The 16,972-nt window shown below is 64.0% G+C and carries 19 protein-coding genes; 16 read left to right on the forward strand and 3 right to left on the reverse strand.

Annotation, left to right across the window (positions count from 1 at the left end):
- Nucleotides 1-22 precede the first annotated feature (22 nt).
- Nucleotides 23-394: a hypothetical protein gene (locus tag ABID26_RS17450; RefSeq protein WP_126096738.1), complete on the reverse strand. Its 372-nt coding sequence runs from the start codon at nt 392-394 to the stop codon at nt 23-25.
- A gap of 167 nt (nt 395-561) precedes the next feature.
- On the opposite strand from ABID26_RS17450, the gene ureC reads away from it, so the two are divergent.
- From ureC to ABID26_RS17490, 8 genes are all read left to right on the forward strand, one after another.
- A complete protein-coding gene (ureC, locus tag ABID26_RS17455; RefSeq protein WP_126096737.1) occupies nt 562-2,274 on the forward strand; it encodes an urease subunit alpha in 1,713 nt (570 codons plus the stop codon).
- Nucleotides 2,275-2,369: 95 nt separating this feature from the next.
- Nucleotides 2,370-2,963, forward strand: a complete 594-nt coding sequence (locus ABID26_RS17460; RefSeq protein WP_126096736.1) for a hypothetical protein — start codon at nt 2,370-2,372, stop codon at nt 2,961-2,963.
- Nucleotides 2,964-3,021: 58 nt separating this feature from the next.
- The gene (locus tag ABID26_RS17465) at nt 3,022-3,627 is read left to right on the forward strand and encodes a glutathione S-transferase family protein (RefSeq protein WP_126096735.1); all 606 of its coding nucleotides are present in this window, start codon (nt 3,022-3,024) and stop codon (nt 3,625-3,627) included.
- Nucleotides 3,624-4,196, forward strand: coding sequence for an urease accessory protein UreE (gene ureE / locus ABID26_RS17470; protein ID WP_126096734.1), 573 nt, complete (start codon nt 3,624-3,626; stop codon nt 4,194-4,196). Before ABID26_RS17465 ends, ureE begins: the two co-directional genes overlap by 4 nt.
- Complete coding sequence (locus tag ABID26_RS17475; protein WP_126102455.1) at nt 4,189-4,860, forward strand: urease accessory protein UreF; 672 nt, start codon at nt 4,189-4,191, stop codon at nt 4,858-4,860. Before ureE ends, ABID26_RS17475 begins: the two co-directional genes overlap by 8 nt.
- Nucleotides 4,857-5,297: a DUF3995 domain-containing protein gene (locus ABID26_RS17480; RefSeq protein ID WP_126096733.1), complete on the forward strand. Its 441-nt coding sequence runs from the start codon at nt 4,857-4,859 to the stop codon at nt 5,295-5,297. Before ABID26_RS17475 ends, ABID26_RS17480 begins: the two co-directional genes overlap by 4 nt.
- Nucleotides 5,294-5,926: an urease accessory protein UreG gene (gene ureG, locus ABID26_RS17485; RefSeq protein ID WP_126096732.1), complete on the forward strand. Its 633-nt coding sequence runs from the start codon at nt 5,294-5,296 to the stop codon at nt 5,924-5,926. The genes ABID26_RS17480 and ureG overlap by 4 nt, the downstream gene beginning before the upstream one ends.
- 143 nt (nt 5,927-6,069) lie before the next feature.
- On the forward strand, nt 6,070-6,837 hold the full coding sequence (locus ABID26_RS17490; protein WP_126096731.1) for a class II aldolase and adducin N-terminal domain-containing protein: 768 nt from the start codon (nt 6,070-6,072) through the stop codon (nt 6,835-6,837).
- An 86-nt stretch (nt 6,838-6,923) separates the two neighbouring features.
- On the opposite strand, the gene ABID26_RS17495 is transcribed toward ABID26_RS17490, so the two are convergent.
- Complete coding sequence (locus tag ABID26_RS17495; RefSeq protein WP_126096730.1) at nt 6,924-7,556, reverse strand: HAD family hydrolase; 633 nt, start codon at nt 7,554-7,556, stop codon at nt 6,924-6,926.
- 205 nt (nt 7,557-7,761) lie between these two features.
- Here ABID26_RS17495 and ABID26_RS17500 point away from each other — a divergent pair, with 205 nt between their 5' ends.
- Nucleotides 7,762-8,721: a sugar-binding transcriptional regulator gene (locus tag ABID26_RS17500; RefSeq protein ID WP_126096729.1), complete on the forward strand. Its 960-nt coding sequence runs from the start codon at nt 7,762-7,764 to the stop codon at nt 8,719-8,721.
- 63 nt (nt 8,722-8,784) lie between these two features.
- Here the strand turns inward: ABID26_RS17500 and ABID26_RS17505 are convergent, their stop codons facing one another.
- Nucleotides 8,785-8,970 carry a hypothetical protein gene (locus tag ABID26_RS17505; protein ID WP_126096728.1) on the reverse strand — a complete coding sequence of 62 codons (186 nt, stop codon included), beginning with the start codon at nt 8,968-8,970 and terminating at the stop codon, nt 8,785-8,787.
- 110 nt (nt 8,971-9,080) lie between these two features.
- Here ABID26_RS17505 and gcvA point away from each other — a divergent pair, with 110 nt between their 5' ends.
- The 7 genes from gcvA (at nt 9,081) to ABID26_RS17540 (ending at nt 16,972) form a co-directional block, all read left to right on the forward strand.
- Nucleotides 9,081-9,989 carry a transcriptional regulator GcvA gene (gene gcvA, locus ABID26_RS17510; protein WP_126096727.1) on the forward strand — a complete coding sequence of 303 codons (909 nt, stop codon included), beginning with the start codon at nt 9,081-9,083 and terminating at the stop codon, nt 9,987-9,989.
- Between the two features lie 172 nt (nt 9,990-10,161).
- Nucleotides 10,162-11,472 carry an ABC transporter substrate-binding protein gene (locus ABID26_RS17515; protein WP_126096726.1) on the forward strand — a complete coding sequence of 437 codons (1,311 nt, stop codon included), beginning with the start codon at nt 10,162-10,164 and terminating at the stop codon, nt 11,470-11,472.
- 138 nt (nt 11,473-11,610) lie between these two features.
- A complete protein-coding gene (locus tag ABID26_RS17520) occupies nt 11,611-12,483 on the forward strand; it encodes a carbohydrate ABC transporter permease (protein ID WP_126096725.1) in 873 nt (290 codons plus the stop codon).
- 207 nt (nt 12,484-12,690) lie between these two features.
- Nucleotides 12,691-13,515 (forward strand): carbohydrate ABC transporter permease, encoded by an 825-nt coding sequence (locus ABID26_RS17525; protein WP_126086439.1) that lies wholly within the window; start codon nt 12,691-12,693, stop codon nt 13,513-13,515.
- A gap of 41 nt (nt 13,516-13,556) precedes the next feature.
- The gene (locus tag ABID26_RS17530; RefSeq protein ID WP_126096724.1) at nt 13,557-14,561 is read left to right on the forward strand and encodes an ABC transporter ATP-binding protein; all 1,005 of its coding nucleotides are present in this window, start codon (nt 13,557-13,559) and stop codon (nt 14,559-14,561) included.
- Between the two features lie 10 nt (nt 14,562-14,571).
- Entirely contained in the window at nt 14,572-15,342 is a 771-nt protein-coding gene (locus ABID26_RS17535) for an L-iditol 2-dehydrogenase (RefSeq protein WP_126096723.1), read from the forward strand.
- Nucleotides 15,343-15,493: 151 nt separating this feature from the next.
- Nucleotides 15,494-16,972 carry a mannitol dehydrogenase family protein gene (locus ABID26_RS17540; RefSeq protein WP_126096722.1) on the forward strand — a complete coding sequence of 493 codons (1,479 nt, stop codon included), beginning with the start codon at nt 15,494-15,496 and terminating at the stop codon, nt 16,970-16,972.

Consider the following 16,972-nt stretch of genomic DNA (forward strand, 5'->3'; position numbering starts at 1 on the left):
CTTGCCGAGCGGCTCTTCTTGGTCAGCTTGCCTTCTTGGTGATCAGGGTCAGCGCGCCATTGGGCTGCAGGCTGGCGGCGATCACCTGCGCCGAGCTTATCCCCTTGGCTTCGAGCGCGGACTTCACCTTGGGCGTCGCGTCGATCGATTTGCGCAAGGTCTGCAGGCCGGCGTCGCCGCGTTGCGCCACGATCTGGTTGACCTGCGTTTGCGTGTCCTTCGGCAGTTCGGTGATGTCGACGATGCTGACGCTCTCGATGGTCGGCGGTTTGGGCGCGGCGGGAGCAGGGGCTGCCGGCGCCGGGCTTGGCTGCGGCGCGGGCTGCTGCTGGGCGCTTGCGGCGCCCACCGTCATCAAGGCGGCGGCGGCAGCGAAAAATATCGTCTTGCGCATGGATATTCCTTCCATCGGTTTGGCAAACGGTCGTTTTGGGCTGACTCGGCCACCTCAACCGCCAAATGGGATCGGAAGGTGTCGCCCAGCGGGTCATTGCGTGACCATTGGATGGCGACAATGTGCGGCCGGCCTTCAATCAACTTTCATTTCGGGAGCAATCGCTGATGGCTAGAATTTCACGCGCCGCCTATGCGCAGATGTATGGTCCGACCGTCGGCGACAAGGTGCGGCTGGCCGACACCGAGCTCTTCATCGAGGTCGAGAAGGATTTCACCGTCCATGGCGAGGAAGTGAAGTTCGGCGGCGGCAAGGTCATCCGCGACGGCATGGGCCAGAGCCAGGTTTCTCGCGCGCAAGGCGCCGTCGACACGGTCATCACCAACGCGCTGGTCGTCGATGCGCTGACTGGCATCGTCAAGGCCGATATCGGCCTGAAGGACGGCCGCATCGCGGCCATAGGCAAGGCCGGCAATCCCGACACGCAGGATGGCGTCACCATCATCATCGGGCCGGGAACCGAGATCATCGCCGGCGAGGGCAAGATCCTGACTGCCGGCGGCTTCGACGCGCATATCCACTTCATCTGCCCGCAGCAGATCGAGGAAGCGCTGATGAGCGGCATCACCACCATGCTCGGCGGCGGCACCGGTCCGGCCCACGGCACTTTGGCCACCACCTGCACGCCCGGCCCCTGGCACATGGCGCGCATGATCCAGTCCTTCGACGCCTTCCCGATGAATATCGGCTTGTCCGGCAAGGGCAACGCCTCGCGGCCGGCAGCGCTGGAGGAGATGGTGCTTGCTGGCGCCTGCTCGCTGAAACTGCATGAGGACTGGGGCACGACGCCGGCCGCGATCGACTGCTGCCTGTCGGTCGCCGACGATTACGACGTGCAGGTGATGATCCACACCGACACGCTGAACGAGTCCGGCTTCGTCGAGAACACGGTGGCAGCCATCAAGGGTCGCACCATCCATGCCTTCCACACCGAGGGCGCCGGCGGCGGCCACGCGCCCGACATCATCAAGGTCTGCGGCCTGCCCAACGTCATCCCGTCATCGACCAACCCGACGCGGCCATACACCGTCAACACGCTGTCCGAGCATCTCGACATGCTGATGGTCTGCCATCATCTGTCGCCGTCGATCCCCGAGGACATCGCCTTTGCCGAAAGCCGTATCCGCAAGGAGACGATCGCGGCCGAGGACATCCTCCACGACATCGGCGCCTTCTCGATCATCTCCTCCGACAGCCAGGCCATGGGCCGCGTCGGCGAGGTGGCGATCCGCTGTTGGCAGACGGCCGACAAGATGAAGCGCCAGCGCGGCGCGCTGCCGCAGGAAACCGGCGACAACGACAATTTCCGCGTCCGCCGCTACATCGCCAAATACACGATCAATCCGGCCATCGCGCACGGCCTGTCGAAGGAGATCGGCTCGGTGACGGTCGGCAAGCGCGCCGATCTGGTACTGTGGAACCCGGCCTTCTTTGGCGTCAAGCCGGAGATGGTGCTGGTTGGCGGCTCGATCGCCGCCGCCCCGATGGGCGATCCCAACGCCTCGATCCCGACGCCGCAGCCGATGCACTACCGGCCGATGTTCGGCGCCTATGGCAAGGCGCTGACCAACTCCTCGGTCACCTTCGTCTCGAAGGCCGCCTTCGAGACCGGCCTGCAAGGCAGGCTTGGCGTGGAAAAGGCCATGGTCGCGGTCGAGAACACGCGCGGCGGCATCGGCAAGCATTCCATGGTGCTCAACGACGCCACGCCGCATGTCGAGGTCGACCCGGAAACCTATGAGGTCCGCGCCGACGGCGAGCTGCTGACCTGCGAGCCGGCGACCGTGCTGCCGATGGCGCAAAGGTATTTTCTGTTTTAGGGCCAAATCGGGCCTTCCGGTGAGCAGGCAAAATCCGTTGCGGCTGGAGTTTGGACCCTGCACTATGCGGTTGAGCAACTGCATAGCGGACAACCATGCCCACCGAAATCGCCTCTCCCCACGATATCTTCCCGCATATCCGCATCGTCATGGGCATGGTGATCGGCCTTGGCGTCACCCGGCTGTTGTCGGGAACGGCCCGCATCGTCCAGCATCCCGGCCAATACAAGCTCTATCCCGTCCATCTCGCCTGGGTCGGCTCGGTGCTCCTGATGCTGGTGCATTTCTGGTGGTGGGAGTTCGGTCTCTACGCCATCGAAAACTGGACCTTCGGCAAGTATCTTTTCATCATCTTCTACGCCATCATGCTGTTCCTGCTCTGCGCGCTGCTGTTTCCGGATTCGATGCTCGATTACACCAGCTACGAGGACTATTTCTATTCGCGCCGCGCCTGGTTCTTCGGCCTGCTTGGCGCGACCTATCTGCTCGACGTGATCGACACGCTGCTCAAGGGGCCGGAGCATTTCGCCCGCTTCGGCAGCGAATATCTGTTCCGCACGCCGGTCTTCGTCGCGCTCTGCATCGCGGCAATATTGGTCCGAGACCGCCGCTTCCACATCGCCTTCGTCGCGGCCGCGCTGATCTATCAGATATCCTTCATCCTGCGGCTCTTCGACACCATCGTCTGAGCGCCATTGGGCTTGACGTGGCGATGGGCTAGGGTTTCGGGAAAGGCAGGGTTCAACCATGTACAAGGCCGTCGGATCGCGAGGTTCCCGGGTCAGCCGCGTGCTCTGGATGCTCGAGGAGCTCGGGCAGCCCTATGAGTTCGTCGAGGTCAAGCTGCGCTCGCCGGAGGCTTATGCGCTGAATCCCTCCGGCAAGGTGCCGATCTTGATCGACGGCGCGCTGAAAATCACGGACTCGGCGGCGATCTGCGTCTATCTGGCGGACAAGCATGCCGATAAGGGCATGGGCGCCGATCCGGGCCTCGCCGGCCGCGCCGAGATGGATTCCTGGATGCATTTCGCCCAGAGCGAGCTCGAAGCGCCGCTGTGGAACAAGCTGCGCCACCGCTTCCTGCTACCCAAGGAGCTGCGGGTCGATGTCGGCCCTGCCGCCGCGCATGATTTCGCTTCCGAGGTGAAGGCGCTGGACCGACGGCTCGGCGACAAGCCCTTTGCGCTCGGCGACCGTTTTTCCGCGGTCGACGTCCTGCTCGGCGACATGGCCGGCTGGGCGCGCGCCGGCAGGTTCCCGATCGATTCCGATCGGGTCAATGCCTATTTCGATCGTGTTTTGCAGCGCCCGGCCCGAGCCCGCGCGCAGGCGAATGGAGGAGCCTTCACATGAAGCTCAACATCAATACCGACTTCACCAAGTTTCCGCGCGCCGTCTCGGTTCTCCCTGCCGGCGACGCATCGGTAGCCGCAGCCTACGACAAGGCAGTGCTGGCCCATGACGAACGGCATCTGCGCCGCCGTGCCATCGAGACGGCGGCAGGCGGCAGGGTGCTGGTCGACCTGCCCGAGCCGCTGGCGCTCGGCAATGGTGACCGGCTGGTGCTGGAAGATGGCCGGCAGCTCGAGATCGTCGCCGCCCCGGAAGAGGTCTACGACATCCGCGCCCGCGACGCCGTGCACCTCGCCGAGCTTGCCTGGCATATCGGCAACCGCCATCTCGCGGCGGCGATCGAGGCGGACCGCATCCTCATCCTGCGCGACCATGTCATCAAGGCGATGCTGGAAGGGCTGGGCGCCACCGTGAGCGAGGTTTTGATGCCGTTCAACCCTGTACGCGGCGCCTATTCCGGACATGGGCACGACCATAGCCATGATCACCATGGCCACGATCATCATGATCATAGCCACTCGCATGACCATCACCACCACGACGACCATCATCATCACCACCATGACTGACCAGCCGTCGCCCATAGCGCTGCTGCGGCTGATGGCCTGGCTGTCGCCGTCCTTTCCGGTCGGCGGTTTTTCCTACAGCCATGGCCTCGAACGCGCCGTGCATGACGGACTGATCGCTGATCGCCAGGATCTCGCCGACTGGCTGGAGACGCTGGTCGAGATGGGTTCCGGCTGGAACGATGCCGTGCTGTTCGCCGAAAGCTGGCGGCGCTCGCGTGACGGCGGCGATCTGACGGAAGTCGCAGCACTCGCCGAGGCGCTTGCCGGGTCGCAGGAGCGGCACATGGAAACCATGCTGCAGGGCGCGGCCTTCCTCAAGGCGGCTTCCGCCTGGCCGTGTCCCGCGCTGGAGCGCTTGCCGGCCGACTGCGCCTACTGCGTTGCCGTCGGCGCCGTTGCCGGGAGCAACGGCATCGGCCTCGCCGAGGCGCTGTCCGCCTTCCTGCAGGCCTTCTTCTCCAACCTCGTGCAGGCCGCGATCCGCCTCGGTGTGGTAGGGCAAGTCGACGCAATGGCACTGTTAGCCGGCTTTGAGTCTTTGGCTCTTGCGACGGCCGACCGCGCCGCGAATTCTTCGCTCGACGATCTCGGCGGCGCAGCCTTGATGTCCGACATCACGGCGATGAAGCACGAAACCCAATATTCGCGTCTGTTCCGTTCATGATCATCCTTGCCTTCATTCTCTCTTTCGTCCTGCTCCTGATCACCGCGCTGCATGTTTATTGGGGCATCGGCGGCATCTGGCCGGGCACGGATGCAAAATCCTGCGCTCACGCCGTCGTTGGTTTTCGCGGCGTCGACGAAATGCCCTCGCCGGTCGCGAGCTTGGCCGTCGCTGCGTGCCTGGCTCTCGCTACGTTGTGGCCGCTGGCGCTTGAAGGCGTCTTCGCGGCGCCGTTTCCCAAGGAAGGACTGGCAGCCACCGCATTGCTCATCGGCCTCGTCTTCCTTGGCCGCGGCGTCGCCGGCTTCACGCCCTGGTGGCGCAGGCTGGCGCCGGAGCAGCCTTTCGCTCGGCTCGACCAGCGCCTCTATTCGCCGCTCTGCCTGCTGATCGGGCTGGGCTTCGCAATCCTTGCAATCTCGGAGTTCCCGGCATGACTCAAGCCAACGGTCCCCTTCGCATCGGTATCGGCGGCCCCGTCGGCTCCGGCAAGACGACGCTCACCGAAAAGCTCTGCAAGGCGCTGCGCGATCAATTCTCGGTCGCTGTCGTCACCAACGACATCTACACCAAGGAAGACGCCATGATGCTGGCCCGCCTGCAGGCGTTGCCGGAGGAGCGCATCGTCGGCGTCGAGACCGGCGGCTGCCCGCACACGGCCATCCGAGAAGACGCCTCGATCAATTTGCGGGCGATTGCCGAGCTGAACAGGAAGTTTCCCGACCTCGACATCGTCTTCATCGAATCCGGCGGCGACAACCTCGCCGCCACCTTCTCGCCGGACCTCGCCGACCTGACGCTCTATGTCATATCGGTCTGCCAGGGCGAGGAAATACCGAGGAAGGGCGGCCCGGCCATCACCCGCTCGGATTTCCTGATCATCAACAAGAGCGATCTCGCGCCCTATGTGAACGTCAACCTCGACGTGATGGAGGCGGACGCCGCCCACATGCGCGGCAAGCGGCCGTTCGGCTTCACTGACCTGTCGCGCGGCAAGGGCCTCAAGGAGGTGATCGACTTCATCGTCGAGCATGGGGGGCTGCAATCCGCGCGGCCCGCCGCCTGACCGATCGTTTGGCCTGACCCACCAGTTTACGGTTGCTGGCCACGGCCATGCACGGCATTCTGGAGCAATTCCAGGAAAAGTGCGTAGCGGTTTTCCGTCCGGAATCGCTTAACGGCAGAACCGCCAAAACCGGAGGATTTTCGATGAGCGTCGCCCGCTTGCAGAAGGAAACCCTGACCAATCTTCCTTACTATGAGGAGCGGGTCGATCTCGCCGCCGCCTTCCGCTGGACGGCGCGGCTCAACATGCACGAGGCGGTGGCCAATCACTTTTCGCTGTCGGTCAACGAGGACGGCACCAAATTCCTGATGAACCCCAACCAGGTGCATTTCTCGCGCATCAAGGCGAGCGACTTGCTTTTGATCGACGCCAACGATCCCGAGACGCTCTCCGGCCCCAACGCGCCCGACCCGACTGCCTGGGGCCTGCACGGCGCCATCCACCGCAACGTGCCGCATGCGCGCTGCGCCATGCATGTGCATTCCATCCACGCCACCGTGCTTGCCTCGCTGGCGGACTCGACGTTGCCGCCGATCGACCAGAACTCGGCCATGTTCTTCAACCGCCATGTGGTGGATGCCAATTACGGTGGGTTGGCGTTCGAGGAAGAGGGCGAGCGCTGCTCGCAGCTTCTGACCGACCCCAAGGTCAAGGTGATGGTCATGGGCAATCACGGCGTGATGGTTATCGGCGACACCGTCGCCGACACTTTCAACCGCATGTTCTATTTCGAGCGCGCCGCCGAAACTTACATCAAGGCGCTGTGGACCGGCCGCCCGCTGCGCACGCTCTCCGATGCGATTGCCGAAAAGGCGGCAAGCGAGATGGACGACTATCCCGGCCAGGCCGAGCGCCATCTTTCCGAACTGAAGGCGATCCTCGACGAGGAAGAGCCTGTCTATAGGAACTGATGCTGGACTCCTTCCCTCTCCCCCGTTTTACGGGGAGAAGGTGCCGGCAGGCGGATGAGGGGCAGCGCCGGCGTTGGTCAATTCGCTCAGAGCCCCAATTGCGCTCGCAGCTCATCCGCGCTGTTGATCACGATCGCGCCGGGCGGTCCCTCCATCGGCGCTTCCGGCCAGAAGATCGTCTTCATGCCAGCAGCCAGTCCGGCCATGGCGCCGGTGCGGCTGTCGTCGACAGCGACCGCGTCGGCCGGATCGACGCCGGCGAGATAGGCGGCGCGCAGGAACGGTTCCGCATGCGGCTTGCCCAAGCGCACGTCGTTGCGGCTGACCGTGTGCATGCCGGGATAGACCAGACCGACCGCGCCGAGATTTGCGTCGACGATCAGCCGGTCGGAATTGGACACCACCGCCTGCTCGACGCCCAACGCGCGCAGTTCGTTGAACACCTCGATCGCGCCGGGCCGCGGCTTCAGCGTTTCGGCCATCGGCAGATAGTGGTCGTATTTGCGCACGATCCAGTCGTCGAAAGGCAGGTCGAGGCCGAACTGGTCGCGCAGCATTTCGTAGACCGGCCATGCCGCGATACCGAGCACCCGTTCGTGCAGATCGGTCGGCGGCGCGATGCCGACGCTGCGCAGCGCGGCCACGAGGGCGGCTTCGTGCAGCGGCTCGCTGTCGACCAGCGTTCCGTCCATGTCCCAGAAAACCGCTTTCGGCGTCATACAAGGCTCCTTTTGCCGATCCCCTTAATGCGTTTGCACGCCGAGATAAACCGTCCGGCCGGCAAATGGTTGAAGCAAGGGCGAATTGGTTCGTCCGTGACAGTTGCTTTGCGGCAAGCAATTGCTCTTTCGATAGACAATTGCGCATAGCCGCTTTCGCTGTAATCTATAGCGCCCGCTCACGTGCGGGCTGGGGAGGCAGGATGTGAACTCGCGACAGGAAACCGGCAACACCAGGTTGGACGACGCCGCGCGCGCCGGCTGGCTCTATTACGTCGCCGGCAACACCCAGGACCAGATCGCCGCCAAATTAGGCATTTCCAGGCAGACGGCGCAGCGGCTCGTGTCGCTGGCGATGTCGGAAGGCCTGATCAAGGTGCGCGTCGATCATCCGATCGCCAATTGCCTCGACCTTGCCGCGCGGCTGAAGTCGCGCTTCGCGCTCGATCTGGTCGAAGTGGTGCCGAGCGATCCGACCTCGTCCTCGACGACGACCGGCGTCGCCGAGGCGGCGGCGGCCGAGATCGAACGACGGCTGCGTTCGGCCGCGCCCATCGTCATGGCGATCGGCACCGGGCGCACGCTGAAGGCGGCGATCGAGCAGCTTCCGCCGATGGAGTGCCCGCAGCATAAGGTGGTGTCCTTGACCGGCAACATCTCGCCCGACGGCTCGGCCGCCTTCTACAACGTCATCTTCACCATGGCAGACCGCGTCAAGGCGCGCTCCTTCCCAATGCCGCTGCCCGTCATCGCCTCCTCGCCGGAAGAGCGCGACATGCTGCTCAGCCAACCGATGATCCAGCCGACGCTGGAGCTCGCCGCGGAAGCCGACGTCACTTTCGTCGGCATCGGCGATCTCGGCCCCAAGGCGCCGCTCTACGAGGACGGCTTCATTTCGGAAGCGGAGCTGAAGGCACTGCAAAAGGCCGGCGGCGTCGCCGAGATCGTCGGCTGGGTGTTCGACCGCGAAGGCCGCATGATCGAAGGCATCACCAACGACCGCGTGTCGTCCGCCGCCTTGCCGTCGCGCGAAAAATCGCTGGTCATCGCGCTGGCCATGGGCGAGCGCAAGCTGCCTGGCATCCTCGCCGCCGTGAACCGGCGGCTGGTCAACGGCCTCATCACCGATGAACGGACGGCCGCGGCATTGCTTGCTGGCGCATGAATTCGAGCCCCAGCTTCATCATGCAGCATCCGCCAAACGATGATTGTTGATAAAAAGAACCGCCTATCGGGAAGGACCGCGCGGATCGTTACCGTCGAGGAGGCCCATGTCGCGCTGTAGATGCGGCGACAGGTCTCGAACATCGACATAACCGCGCCTGCGGCTGGCGAACCATGAAAACTCCCGCGCCAGCAGCGAAATCCAGTTGGGTGCCGGGGTCGAAACGACTTTTTCCTGTATCGTGGTCATGATCGTCAGCCTTCGCCAAGCTTGAACTGGGTTGATCGTCGACCCCACATATCGGTCTGATCGGCCAGTGCTTCCAATCAAACGTCGATCATGACCCATAAAGAGGCCTTATGCCCGATCTCAGCGCCCGACAGTTTGCCCAACTTCCGCCGCTGCAGGCGATCCGCGTGTTCGAGGCCGTGGCCAGGCACCTTTCCTTCACCAAGGCCGCCGAGGAACTCGGCATGACGCAAGCCGCCGCGAGCTATCAGATCAAGCTGCTCGAGGAACGCATCGGCGCGCCCTTGTTCCTGCGCAGGCCCAAGCAGATCGAGCTGACCGAGCCCGGCCAGCGCCTGGCGCCGGCCGTCAGCGAGGCGTTTTCCCTGCTGAGCGGCGCCTACTCGGCCGCCCGCGCCGGCGCCGACGGCGTGCTTTGCGTTTCGACCCTGCTCACTTTCGCTTCGAACTGGCTGGCACAGCACCTGGGCTCCTTCCAGGTCGCGCATCCGTCGCTTGCCGTGCGCGTCGATACCTCGAACCGTGTCGTCGATTTCGCCCGCGAGGATATCGACATCGCCATCCGTTCCGGCGGCGGCAAATGGCCGGGCGTGGAAACGCATATGCTGTTCAAGGCCGACTTCACCCCGGTGCTGAGCCCCAGGCTCGCGGCGAGCATAGGCGGCGTCAAGGAGCCCGCCGACCTGCTCAAGCTCCCCATCCTCGATCCGGGCGATATCTGGTGGCAGGAATGGTTTGCGCTCGCGGGTCTGCCGGCCGAGGAACTCGCCAGCCGCCCCGGCACCAGCATGGGCGCGCAGGCCTACGAGGCCAATGCCGCCATGGCCGGCCACGGCGTGGCGATCCTGACCAGGGCGCTGTTCAAGAACGAGCTCGCCGACGGCCGGCTGGTCCAGCCCTTCGATCTGGTCGGCGACGACGGTCACGCCTACTGGCTGGTCTATCCCACGGCCCGACGCAACGTGCCGAAGATCCGCGCCTTCCGCGACTGGATCCTCGCCGAAATCGCCTGCCAGTAGACCGGCGTCCCTCAATCTTCGTTCCGAATGATCTGACCGCGTTCCCCGACAGGGTCACGTTGCGTCATTTCTGCTGCGCTGCAGCATCGATTCCGGCTTGACACAATTCACGCTAAGTGAGTAATTGCCCACAGCCAAGGCAAATGCTCATCTTGGTTTATGGGAGGAATTGATGAAACTTCGCACGCTCACCCTGGGCCTGTTGTCGGCCAGCGCCCTTGCTTTCGCCGCGCATGCCGAATCCATCACCATCGCCACCGTCAACAATGGCGACATGGTCCGCATGCAGAAGCTGACGGACGACTTCACCAAGGCTAACCCCGACATCCAGCTCAACTGGGTCACGCTTGAAGAGAACGTGCTGCGCGAGCGCGTCACCACCGACATCGCCACCAAAGGCGGCCAGTACGACGTCATGACCATCGGCACCTATGAGGTTCCGATCTGGGCCAAGCAGAGCTGGCTGCTGCCGCTCGACAAGCTCGGCGACGATTACGACGTCAAGGACATCATCCCGGCCATCGCCGGCGGCCTTTCGGTCGACGGCAAGCTCTATGCCGCGCCCTTCTACGGCGAGAGCTCCTTCGTCATGTACCGCAAGGACCTGATGGAGAAGGCCGGCCTCAAGATGCCCGACGCGCCGACCTGGGACTTCATCAAGCAGGCGGCCGACAAGATGACCGACCGCGCCAACGGCGTGAACGGCGTATGCCTGCGCGGCAAGGCCGGCTGGGGTGAGAACATGGCCTTCCTGACCGCCATGTCGAACTCCTTCGGCGCCCGCTGGTTCGACGAGAACTGGAAGCCGCAATTCGATCAGCCGGAATGGAAGAACACGCTGCAATTCTATGTCGACCTGATGAAGGCCGACGGTCCCGAGGGCGCTTCGTCCAACGGCTTCAACGAGAATCTGGCGCTGTTCCAGCAGGGCAAGTGCGGCATGTGGATCGACGCCACCGTCGCCGCGTCCTTCGTCTCCGATCCGAAGGCTTCGCAGGTCGCCGACAAGGTCGGCTATGCACTGGCGCCCGACACCGGCCTCGGCAAGCGCGGCAACTGGCTGTGGGCCTGGTCGCTGGCCATCCCCGCCGGCACCAAGAAGGCGGACGCCGCCGAGAAGTTCGTGTCCTGGGCAACCAGCAAGCACTATGCCGAGCTGGTGGCGTCGAAGGAAGGCTGGGCCAACGTTCCGCCCGGAACGCGCACCTCGCTCTACGCCAACCCTGAGTACCAGAAGGCCGCTCCCTTCGCGAAGATGACGCTGGACTCCATCAACGCCGCCGACCCGACGCATCCGACCGTCAAGCCGGTGCCCTATGTCGGCGTGCAATTCGTGGCCATTCCTGAATTCCAGGGCCTCGGCACCACCGTCGGCCAGCTCTTCTCGGCTGCCCTTGCAGGCCAGTCGAGCGTCGACGACGCGCTGAAGCAGGCCCAGGACGCGGCGACCGCCGCGATGACCGAAGGCGGCTATATCCAGTAAGGCTCCTCCCGGTGCCGAACGCCGGTAGCGCATCATGACCGGCATTGGCCGCCCGAAACCCAGTTCGGGCGGCCACCTTTGCAATCAGGAAATTTGGCACGACTCTGAAATCCGGCCGACTATTGGAGGGTGACCGTCATGGCTACTCAGCAAACCCGTTCGCTTGCCCGTTTCATGATGGCGCCATCGGTGATCCTGCTGTTCATCTGGATGATCGTGCCGCTGGTCTTTACGATCTGGTTCTCGTTCCTCCAGTACAACCCGCTCAATCCGATCCGCGACGGGTTCGTCTGGTTCTCCAACTACAAGCTCTTCTACTCCAATCCCGCCTTCCTGCAGTCGATCCTGAACACGCTGACCATCGTCGTCAGCGTGCTGGTCATCACGGTGATCGGCGGCATCCTTTTGGCGCTGCTCCTCGACCAGCCGATCTGGGGCCAGGGGTTCGTGCGCATTCTCGTCATCTCGCCGTTCTTCGTCATGCCGCCGGTCGCGGCACTGGTGTGGAAGAACATGATCATGCACCCGCAATACGGCGTCTTCGCCGATATTGCCCGCTTCTTCGGCGCCAACCCCATCGACTGGTTCGGGCAGCACCCGCTGACGGCGGTCATCCTCATCGTCGCCTGGCAGTGGCTGCCCTTCGCGACGCTGATCCTGCTCACCTCCCTGCAATCGCTCGACGGCGAGCAGAAAGAGGCGGCCGAGATGGACGGCGCCGGCTTCCTCAGCCGCTTCTGGTATCTGACGCTGCCGCACATGTCGCGCGCCATCACCGTCGTCATCCTGATCCAGACGATCTTCCTGCTCTCGATCTATGCCGAGATCCTGGTCACCACCAACGGCGGCCCGGGCTATGCCTCAACCAACCTGCCTTTCCTCGTCTACCAGAAGGCGCTGCTGGAGTTCAAAATCGGCCAGGCATCCGCCGGTGGCGTCATCGCGGTCATTCTCGCCAACATCGTCGCCTTCTTCGTCATGCGCGCCGTCGGCAAGAACCTGGACAAGTAAGGGGGAGACGATGCCACTTGCGCTGAACCACCCCCACTCCGCCCCGCTGCGCGGGACACCTCTCCCCGTGGCAGGGGGAGAGGAAAGGCCTGCATCGAAGCTGCGCCCTTCCTCTACCCCGTCGATCGGGGGAGAGGTGGTTTGCGCAGCGAACCGGAGTGGGGGTCGACCCTGCCGCCAACATCGCCGATACGGGAGGACCTGACTATGGCACGCGCAGTCACCACCCAGCACAAGACGATCGCCACCGCTGCGGCCTGGATCGTCGCGCTTTTGATCTTCTTCCCGATCCTTTACACGATCATCACCTCGTTCAAGTCAGAGCAGGAGGCGATCCAGGGCTTCGCCCTGATCCCGTCGGGCACCACGGAAAGCTATGCCGAAGTGCAGGCGCAGAGCGGCTATTTCAAGTTCTTCCTGAATTCGGTGATCCTGTCGGTCGGCTCGACCATCCTGGCTCTCGTCGTCGCGATACCGGCGGCGTGGTCGATGGCCTTCTCGCCGACCAAGCGCACCAAGGACATCCTGATGTGGATGCTCTCCACCAAGATGATGCCGGCCGTCGCCGTGCTGTTCCCGATCTACCTGATCTTCCGCGACACCGGCCTGCTCGATAGCCGCATCGGCCTCACCGTGATGCTGATGCTGATCAACCTGCCGATCGTGATCTGGATGCTCTACACCTACTTTCGCGAGATCCCGGGTGAGATCCTCGAAGCGGCGCGCATGGACGGCGCCTCGCTGTGGAACGAGATCATCTATGTGCTGACGCCGATGGCGGTCCCGGGCATTGCCTCGACCATGCTGTTGAACATCATCCTGGCCTGGAACGAAGCGTTCTGGACGATCCGGCTGACCACCACCGACGCAGCGCCGCTGACGGCCTTCATCAGTTCCTTCTCCAGCCCGCAAGGCCTGTTCTGGGCCAAGCTCTCGGCCGCCTCGACACTGGCGATCGCGCCGATCCTGATCATGGGCTGGTTCAGCCAGAAGCAGCTGGTGCGCGGCCTGACCTTTGGCGCCGTGAAGTAAGAGCCGCAAGCGGCGGACGACGAAATCCCCGGGAGGAAACCATGGGAAACATCACGCTCAAGAACGTCTCCAAGTCCTTCGGGTCGACGACGATCATTCCGAACATCGACCTCAATATCGAGGACGGCGAGTTCGTCGTGTTCGTCGGCCCGTCGGGTTGCGGCAAGTCCACGCTGCTCAGGCTGATCGCCGGCCTCGAGGACACCAGCGGCGGCACAATCAGCATCGACGGCCGCGACGTCACCCAGGAAGCGCCGGCCAAGCGCAAGCTTGCCATGGTTTTCCAGTCCTATGCGCTTTATCCGCACATGACGGTCGCCAAGAACATCGCCTTCCCGCTGAAGATGGCCGGCGAGGACCAGGCGACCATCGACAAGAAGGTCAAGGACGCCGCGCGCGTCTTGAACCTCACCAACTATCTCGAGCGTCGTCCGGGCCAGCTCTCCGGCGGCCAGCGCCAGCGCGTCGCCATCGGCCGCGCCATCGTACGCCAGCCTTCGGCCTTCCTGTTCGACGAGCCGCTGTCGAACCTCGACGCAGCGCTTCGCGGCACCATGCGGCTGGAGATCAGCGAGCTGCACCATCAGCTGAAGACGACGATGGTCTACGTCACCCACGACCAGGTCGAGGCCATGACCATGGCCGACAAGATCGTCGTGCTCAACGCCGGTAACATCGAGCAGGTCGGCTCGCCGATGGAGCTCTACCGCACGCCGAAGAACCTCTTCGTCGCCGGCTTCATCGGCTCGCCCAAGATGAACCTGATCGAAGGCGCGCCGGCCGACAAATACGGCGCCAAGACCATCGGCATCCGGCCCGAGCACATCAACATCTCGACCACGGCGGGCGACTGGAAGGCGACGGTCGGCGTTGCCGAGCATCTCGGTTCCGACACCTTCCTGCATGTCCAGACGGACGGCATCGGCACGATCAACGTGCGCGCCGACGGCGAGGTCGCGGTCAAGCATGGCGACACCGTCTATCTGACGCCCGACAAGAGCAAGCTCCATCGCTTCGGCGCCGACGGCAAGGCGCTGGCCCAGTGAGGACGGGACAGTGAGGCTGAAGGGCAAATCGGCGCTGATCACCGGATCGGCGCGCGGCATCGGCAGGGCCTTCGCCGAAGCCTATGCGCGCGAAGGCGCCACGGTGGCGATCGCCGACATCAACCTCGAAGCGGCGGAGGCGACGGCGAGGGATATCGGCTCAGCCGCCTACGCCGTCCGGCTCGACGTCACCGACCTGTCCTCGATCGAGGCCGCGGTGAAAGCGGTCGAGGCGAAGGCCGGCGGCTTGGACATCCTGATCAACAACGCCGCCCTGTTCGATCTGGCGCCGATCGTCGAGATCAGCCGGGCGAGCTACGACAAGCTGTTCTCCGTCAATGTCGCCGGCACGCTGTTCATGCTACAGGCCGCCGCGCGATCGATGATCGCGCGCGGGAAGGGCGGCAGGATCATCAACATGGCGAGCCAGGCCGGGCGCCGCGGCGAGCCGCTGGTCGCGGTCTATTGCGCCACCAAGGCCGCCGTCATTTCGCTGACCCAGTCGGCCGGGCTCGACCTGATCAGGCACCGCATCAACGTCAACGCCATCGCGCCGGGCGTCGTCGACGGCGAGCATTGGGATCACGTCGATGCGCTGTTCGCCAAATACGAGAACCGGCCGAAGGGCGAGAAGAAGCGCCTGGTCGGCGAGAGCGTGCCCTACGGCCGCATGGGCCGGGCGGAAGACCTGACCGGCATGGCGGTTTTCCTCGCCAGCGACGAGGCCGAATACATTGTCGCCCAGACCTACAATGTCGATGGCGGCCAATGGATGAGTTGAGGGGGAAGGCGCGTCTCCCTTCCTCCGGGAGCATGCGCCGAGGGGCAGGTGAGGGGCGGCACGGAGCAGCCGGCGCCGTCCCTCACCGCTCTCGCCGGGCGCGGGAAAAGACGGAATTGTCGGGCCGCGTATCGGCCAAAGGGTAAAGCAGATGACCGTGAAACTCTCTTCCTCGAACCTCGCAAAGCTCCCCGCCAAGGTTTCCGGCCCGAAATACGACCGCTCCTCTTTGAAAGCCGGCATCGTGCATTTCGGTGTCGGCAACTTCCACCGCTCTCACCAGGCCGTCTATCTCGACGACCTGTTCAATTCCGGGCTCGGCCATGACTGGGCGCTGATCGGCGCCGGCGTGTTCGAGGGCGAAAAAGTCGGGCGCTCGAAGCTGGAGGAGCAGGACTGGCTGACCACGGTGGTCGAGCAGGATTCTGGCCATATGAGCGCCCGCGTCACCGGCGCCATGATCGACTTCCTGATGCCAGGCCATGCTGAGGCGATCATCGAGCAGCTCGCCGACCCGGCGATCAAGATCGTGTCGCTGACTATCACCGAAGGCGGCTATTTCATCGACCCGGCTTCGGGCAAGTTCAACCCGGCCCATCCCGACATCGTCGCCGACGCGCAGGCTGGCGCTGCGCCGAAAACGGTGTTCGGCATCATCCTCGCCGGGCTGGTGCGCCGGCGCGCCGACGGCATCGTGCCGTTCACCGTCATGTCCTGCGACAACATACCCCACAATGGTCACGTCACCTCCGATGGCGTCATCGGCCTTGCGCGGTTGATCGAGGAGGATCTGGCCAACTGGGTGAGGGACAATGTCGCTTTCCCGAACGGCATGGTCGACCGCATCACGCCGGCCACCACCGACCGCGAGCGTGGTATCCTGGCGAGCGATTTCGGGCTTGAGGACAACTGGCCGGTCTTCTGCGAGCCGTTCAAGCAATGGGTGCTGGAGGATCATTTCACCGCCGGCCGGCCGCCGCTCGAAAAGGCCGGCGTGCAGTTCGTCAAGGATGTCTCGCCTTACGAGCTGATGAAGATCCGCATCCTCAATGGCGGCCATGCAGCAATCGCCTATCCCGCCGGGTTGATGGATATCCATTTCGTCCATGAGGCGATGCAGGAGCCGCTCGTGCGCGGCTTCCTCGCCAAGCTGGAGCGCGACGAGATCATCCCGACCGTGCCGCCGGTGCCGGACACCGTGCTGGAGGACTACTACCAGCTCATCGAGCGCCGCTTCTCCAATCCGAAGATCGGCGACACCATCCGCCGGCTTTGCCTCGACGGCTCCAACCGGCAGCCGAAATTCATCATCCCGACCATTGCCGACCGGCTGAAGGCGGGGGAGGGCGTCACAGGCTTGGCGCTGGAATCCGCGCTCTGGTGCCGCTACTGCTTCGGCACCACCGACAGCGGCGCCGTCATCGAGCCGAACGATCCGAGCTGGGACCGCATGCAGGCGACCGCGAAAGCGGCAAAGGACAAGCCCGGCGCCTGGCTTGCCATGGACGACATCTATGGTGATGTCGGCCGCTCGCCGGTTTTCACGCAAGCCTTTGCCCATGCGCTCGACGTGCTGTGGACGAATGGCGCGCGCGAGACCTTGACGCGCTATCTCGCCGGCAAGCTCTGA

Origin of the sequence: Mesorhizobium shonense (genome assembly GCF_040545255.1) — a bacterium.
GTDB classification, from domain to species: domain Bacteria; phylum Pseudomonadota; class Alphaproteobacteria; order Rhizobiales; family Rhizobiaceae; genus Mesorhizobium; species Mesorhizobium shonense.

Coding starts and splice junctions, on each gene's coding strand:
- ABID26_RS17540 (WP_126096722.1), top strand. CDS start 15,494: ATGACCGTGAAACTCTCTTCCTCGAACCTCGCAAAGCTCCCCGCCAAG.
- ABID26_RS17520 (WP_126096725.1), top strand. CDS start 11,611: ATGGCTACTCAGCAAACCCGTTCGCTTGCCCGTTTCATGATGGCGCCA.
- ureG (WP_126096732.1), top strand. CDS start 5,294: ATGACTCAAGCCAACGGTCCCCTTCGCATCGGTATCGGCGGCCCCGTC.
- ABID26_RS17450 (WP_126096738.1), bottom strand. CDS start 394: ATGCGCAAGACGATATTTTTCGCTGCCGCCGCCGCCTTGATGACGGTG.
- ureE (WP_126096734.1), top strand. CDS start 3,624: ATGAAGCTCAACATCAATACCGACTTCACCAAGTTTCCGCGCGCCGTC.
- ABID26_RS17495 (WP_126096730.1), bottom strand. CDS start 7,556: ATGACGCCGAAAGCGGTTTTCTGGGACATGGACGGAACGCTGGTCGAC.
- ABID26_RS17525 (WP_126086439.1), top strand. CDS start 12,691: ATGGCACGCGCAGTCACCACCCAGCACAAGACGATCGCCACCGCTGCG.
- ureC (WP_126096737.1), top strand. CDS start 562: ATGGCTAGAATTTCACGCGCCGCCTATGCGCAGATGTATGGTCCGACC.
- ABID26_RS17530 (WP_126096724.1), top strand. CDS start 13,557: ATGGGAAACATCACGCTCAAGAACGTCTCCAAGTCCTTCGGGTCGACG.
- ABID26_RS17490 (WP_126096731.1), top strand. CDS start 6,070: ATGAGCGTCGCCCGCTTGCAGAAGGAAACCCTGACCAATCTTCCTTAC.
- ABID26_RS17460 (WP_126096736.1), top strand. CDS start 2,370: ATGCCCACCGAAATCGCCTCTCCCCACGATATCTTCCCGCATATCCGC.
- ABID26_RS17480 (WP_126096733.1), top strand. CDS start 4,857: ATGATCATCCTTGCCTTCATTCTCTCTTTCGTCCTGCTCCTGATCACC.
- ABID26_RS17505 (WP_126096728.1), bottom strand. CDS start 8,970: ATGACCACGATACAGGAAAAAGTCGTTTCGACCCCGGCACCCAACTGG.
- ABID26_RS17515 (WP_126096726.1), top strand. CDS start 10,162: ATGAAACTTCGCACGCTCACCCTGGGCCTGTTGTCGGCCAGCGCCCTT.
- gcvA (WP_126096727.1), top strand. CDS start 9,081: ATGCCCGATCTCAGCGCCCGACAGTTTGCCCAACTTCCGCCGCTGCAG.
- ABID26_RS17465 (WP_126096735.1), top strand. CDS start 3,022: ATGTACAAGGCCGTCGGATCGCGAGGTTCCCGGGTCAGCCGCGTGCTC.
- ABID26_RS17475 (WP_126102455.1), top strand. CDS start 4,189: ATGACTGACCAGCCGTCGCCCATAGCGCTGCTGCGGCTGATGGCCTGG.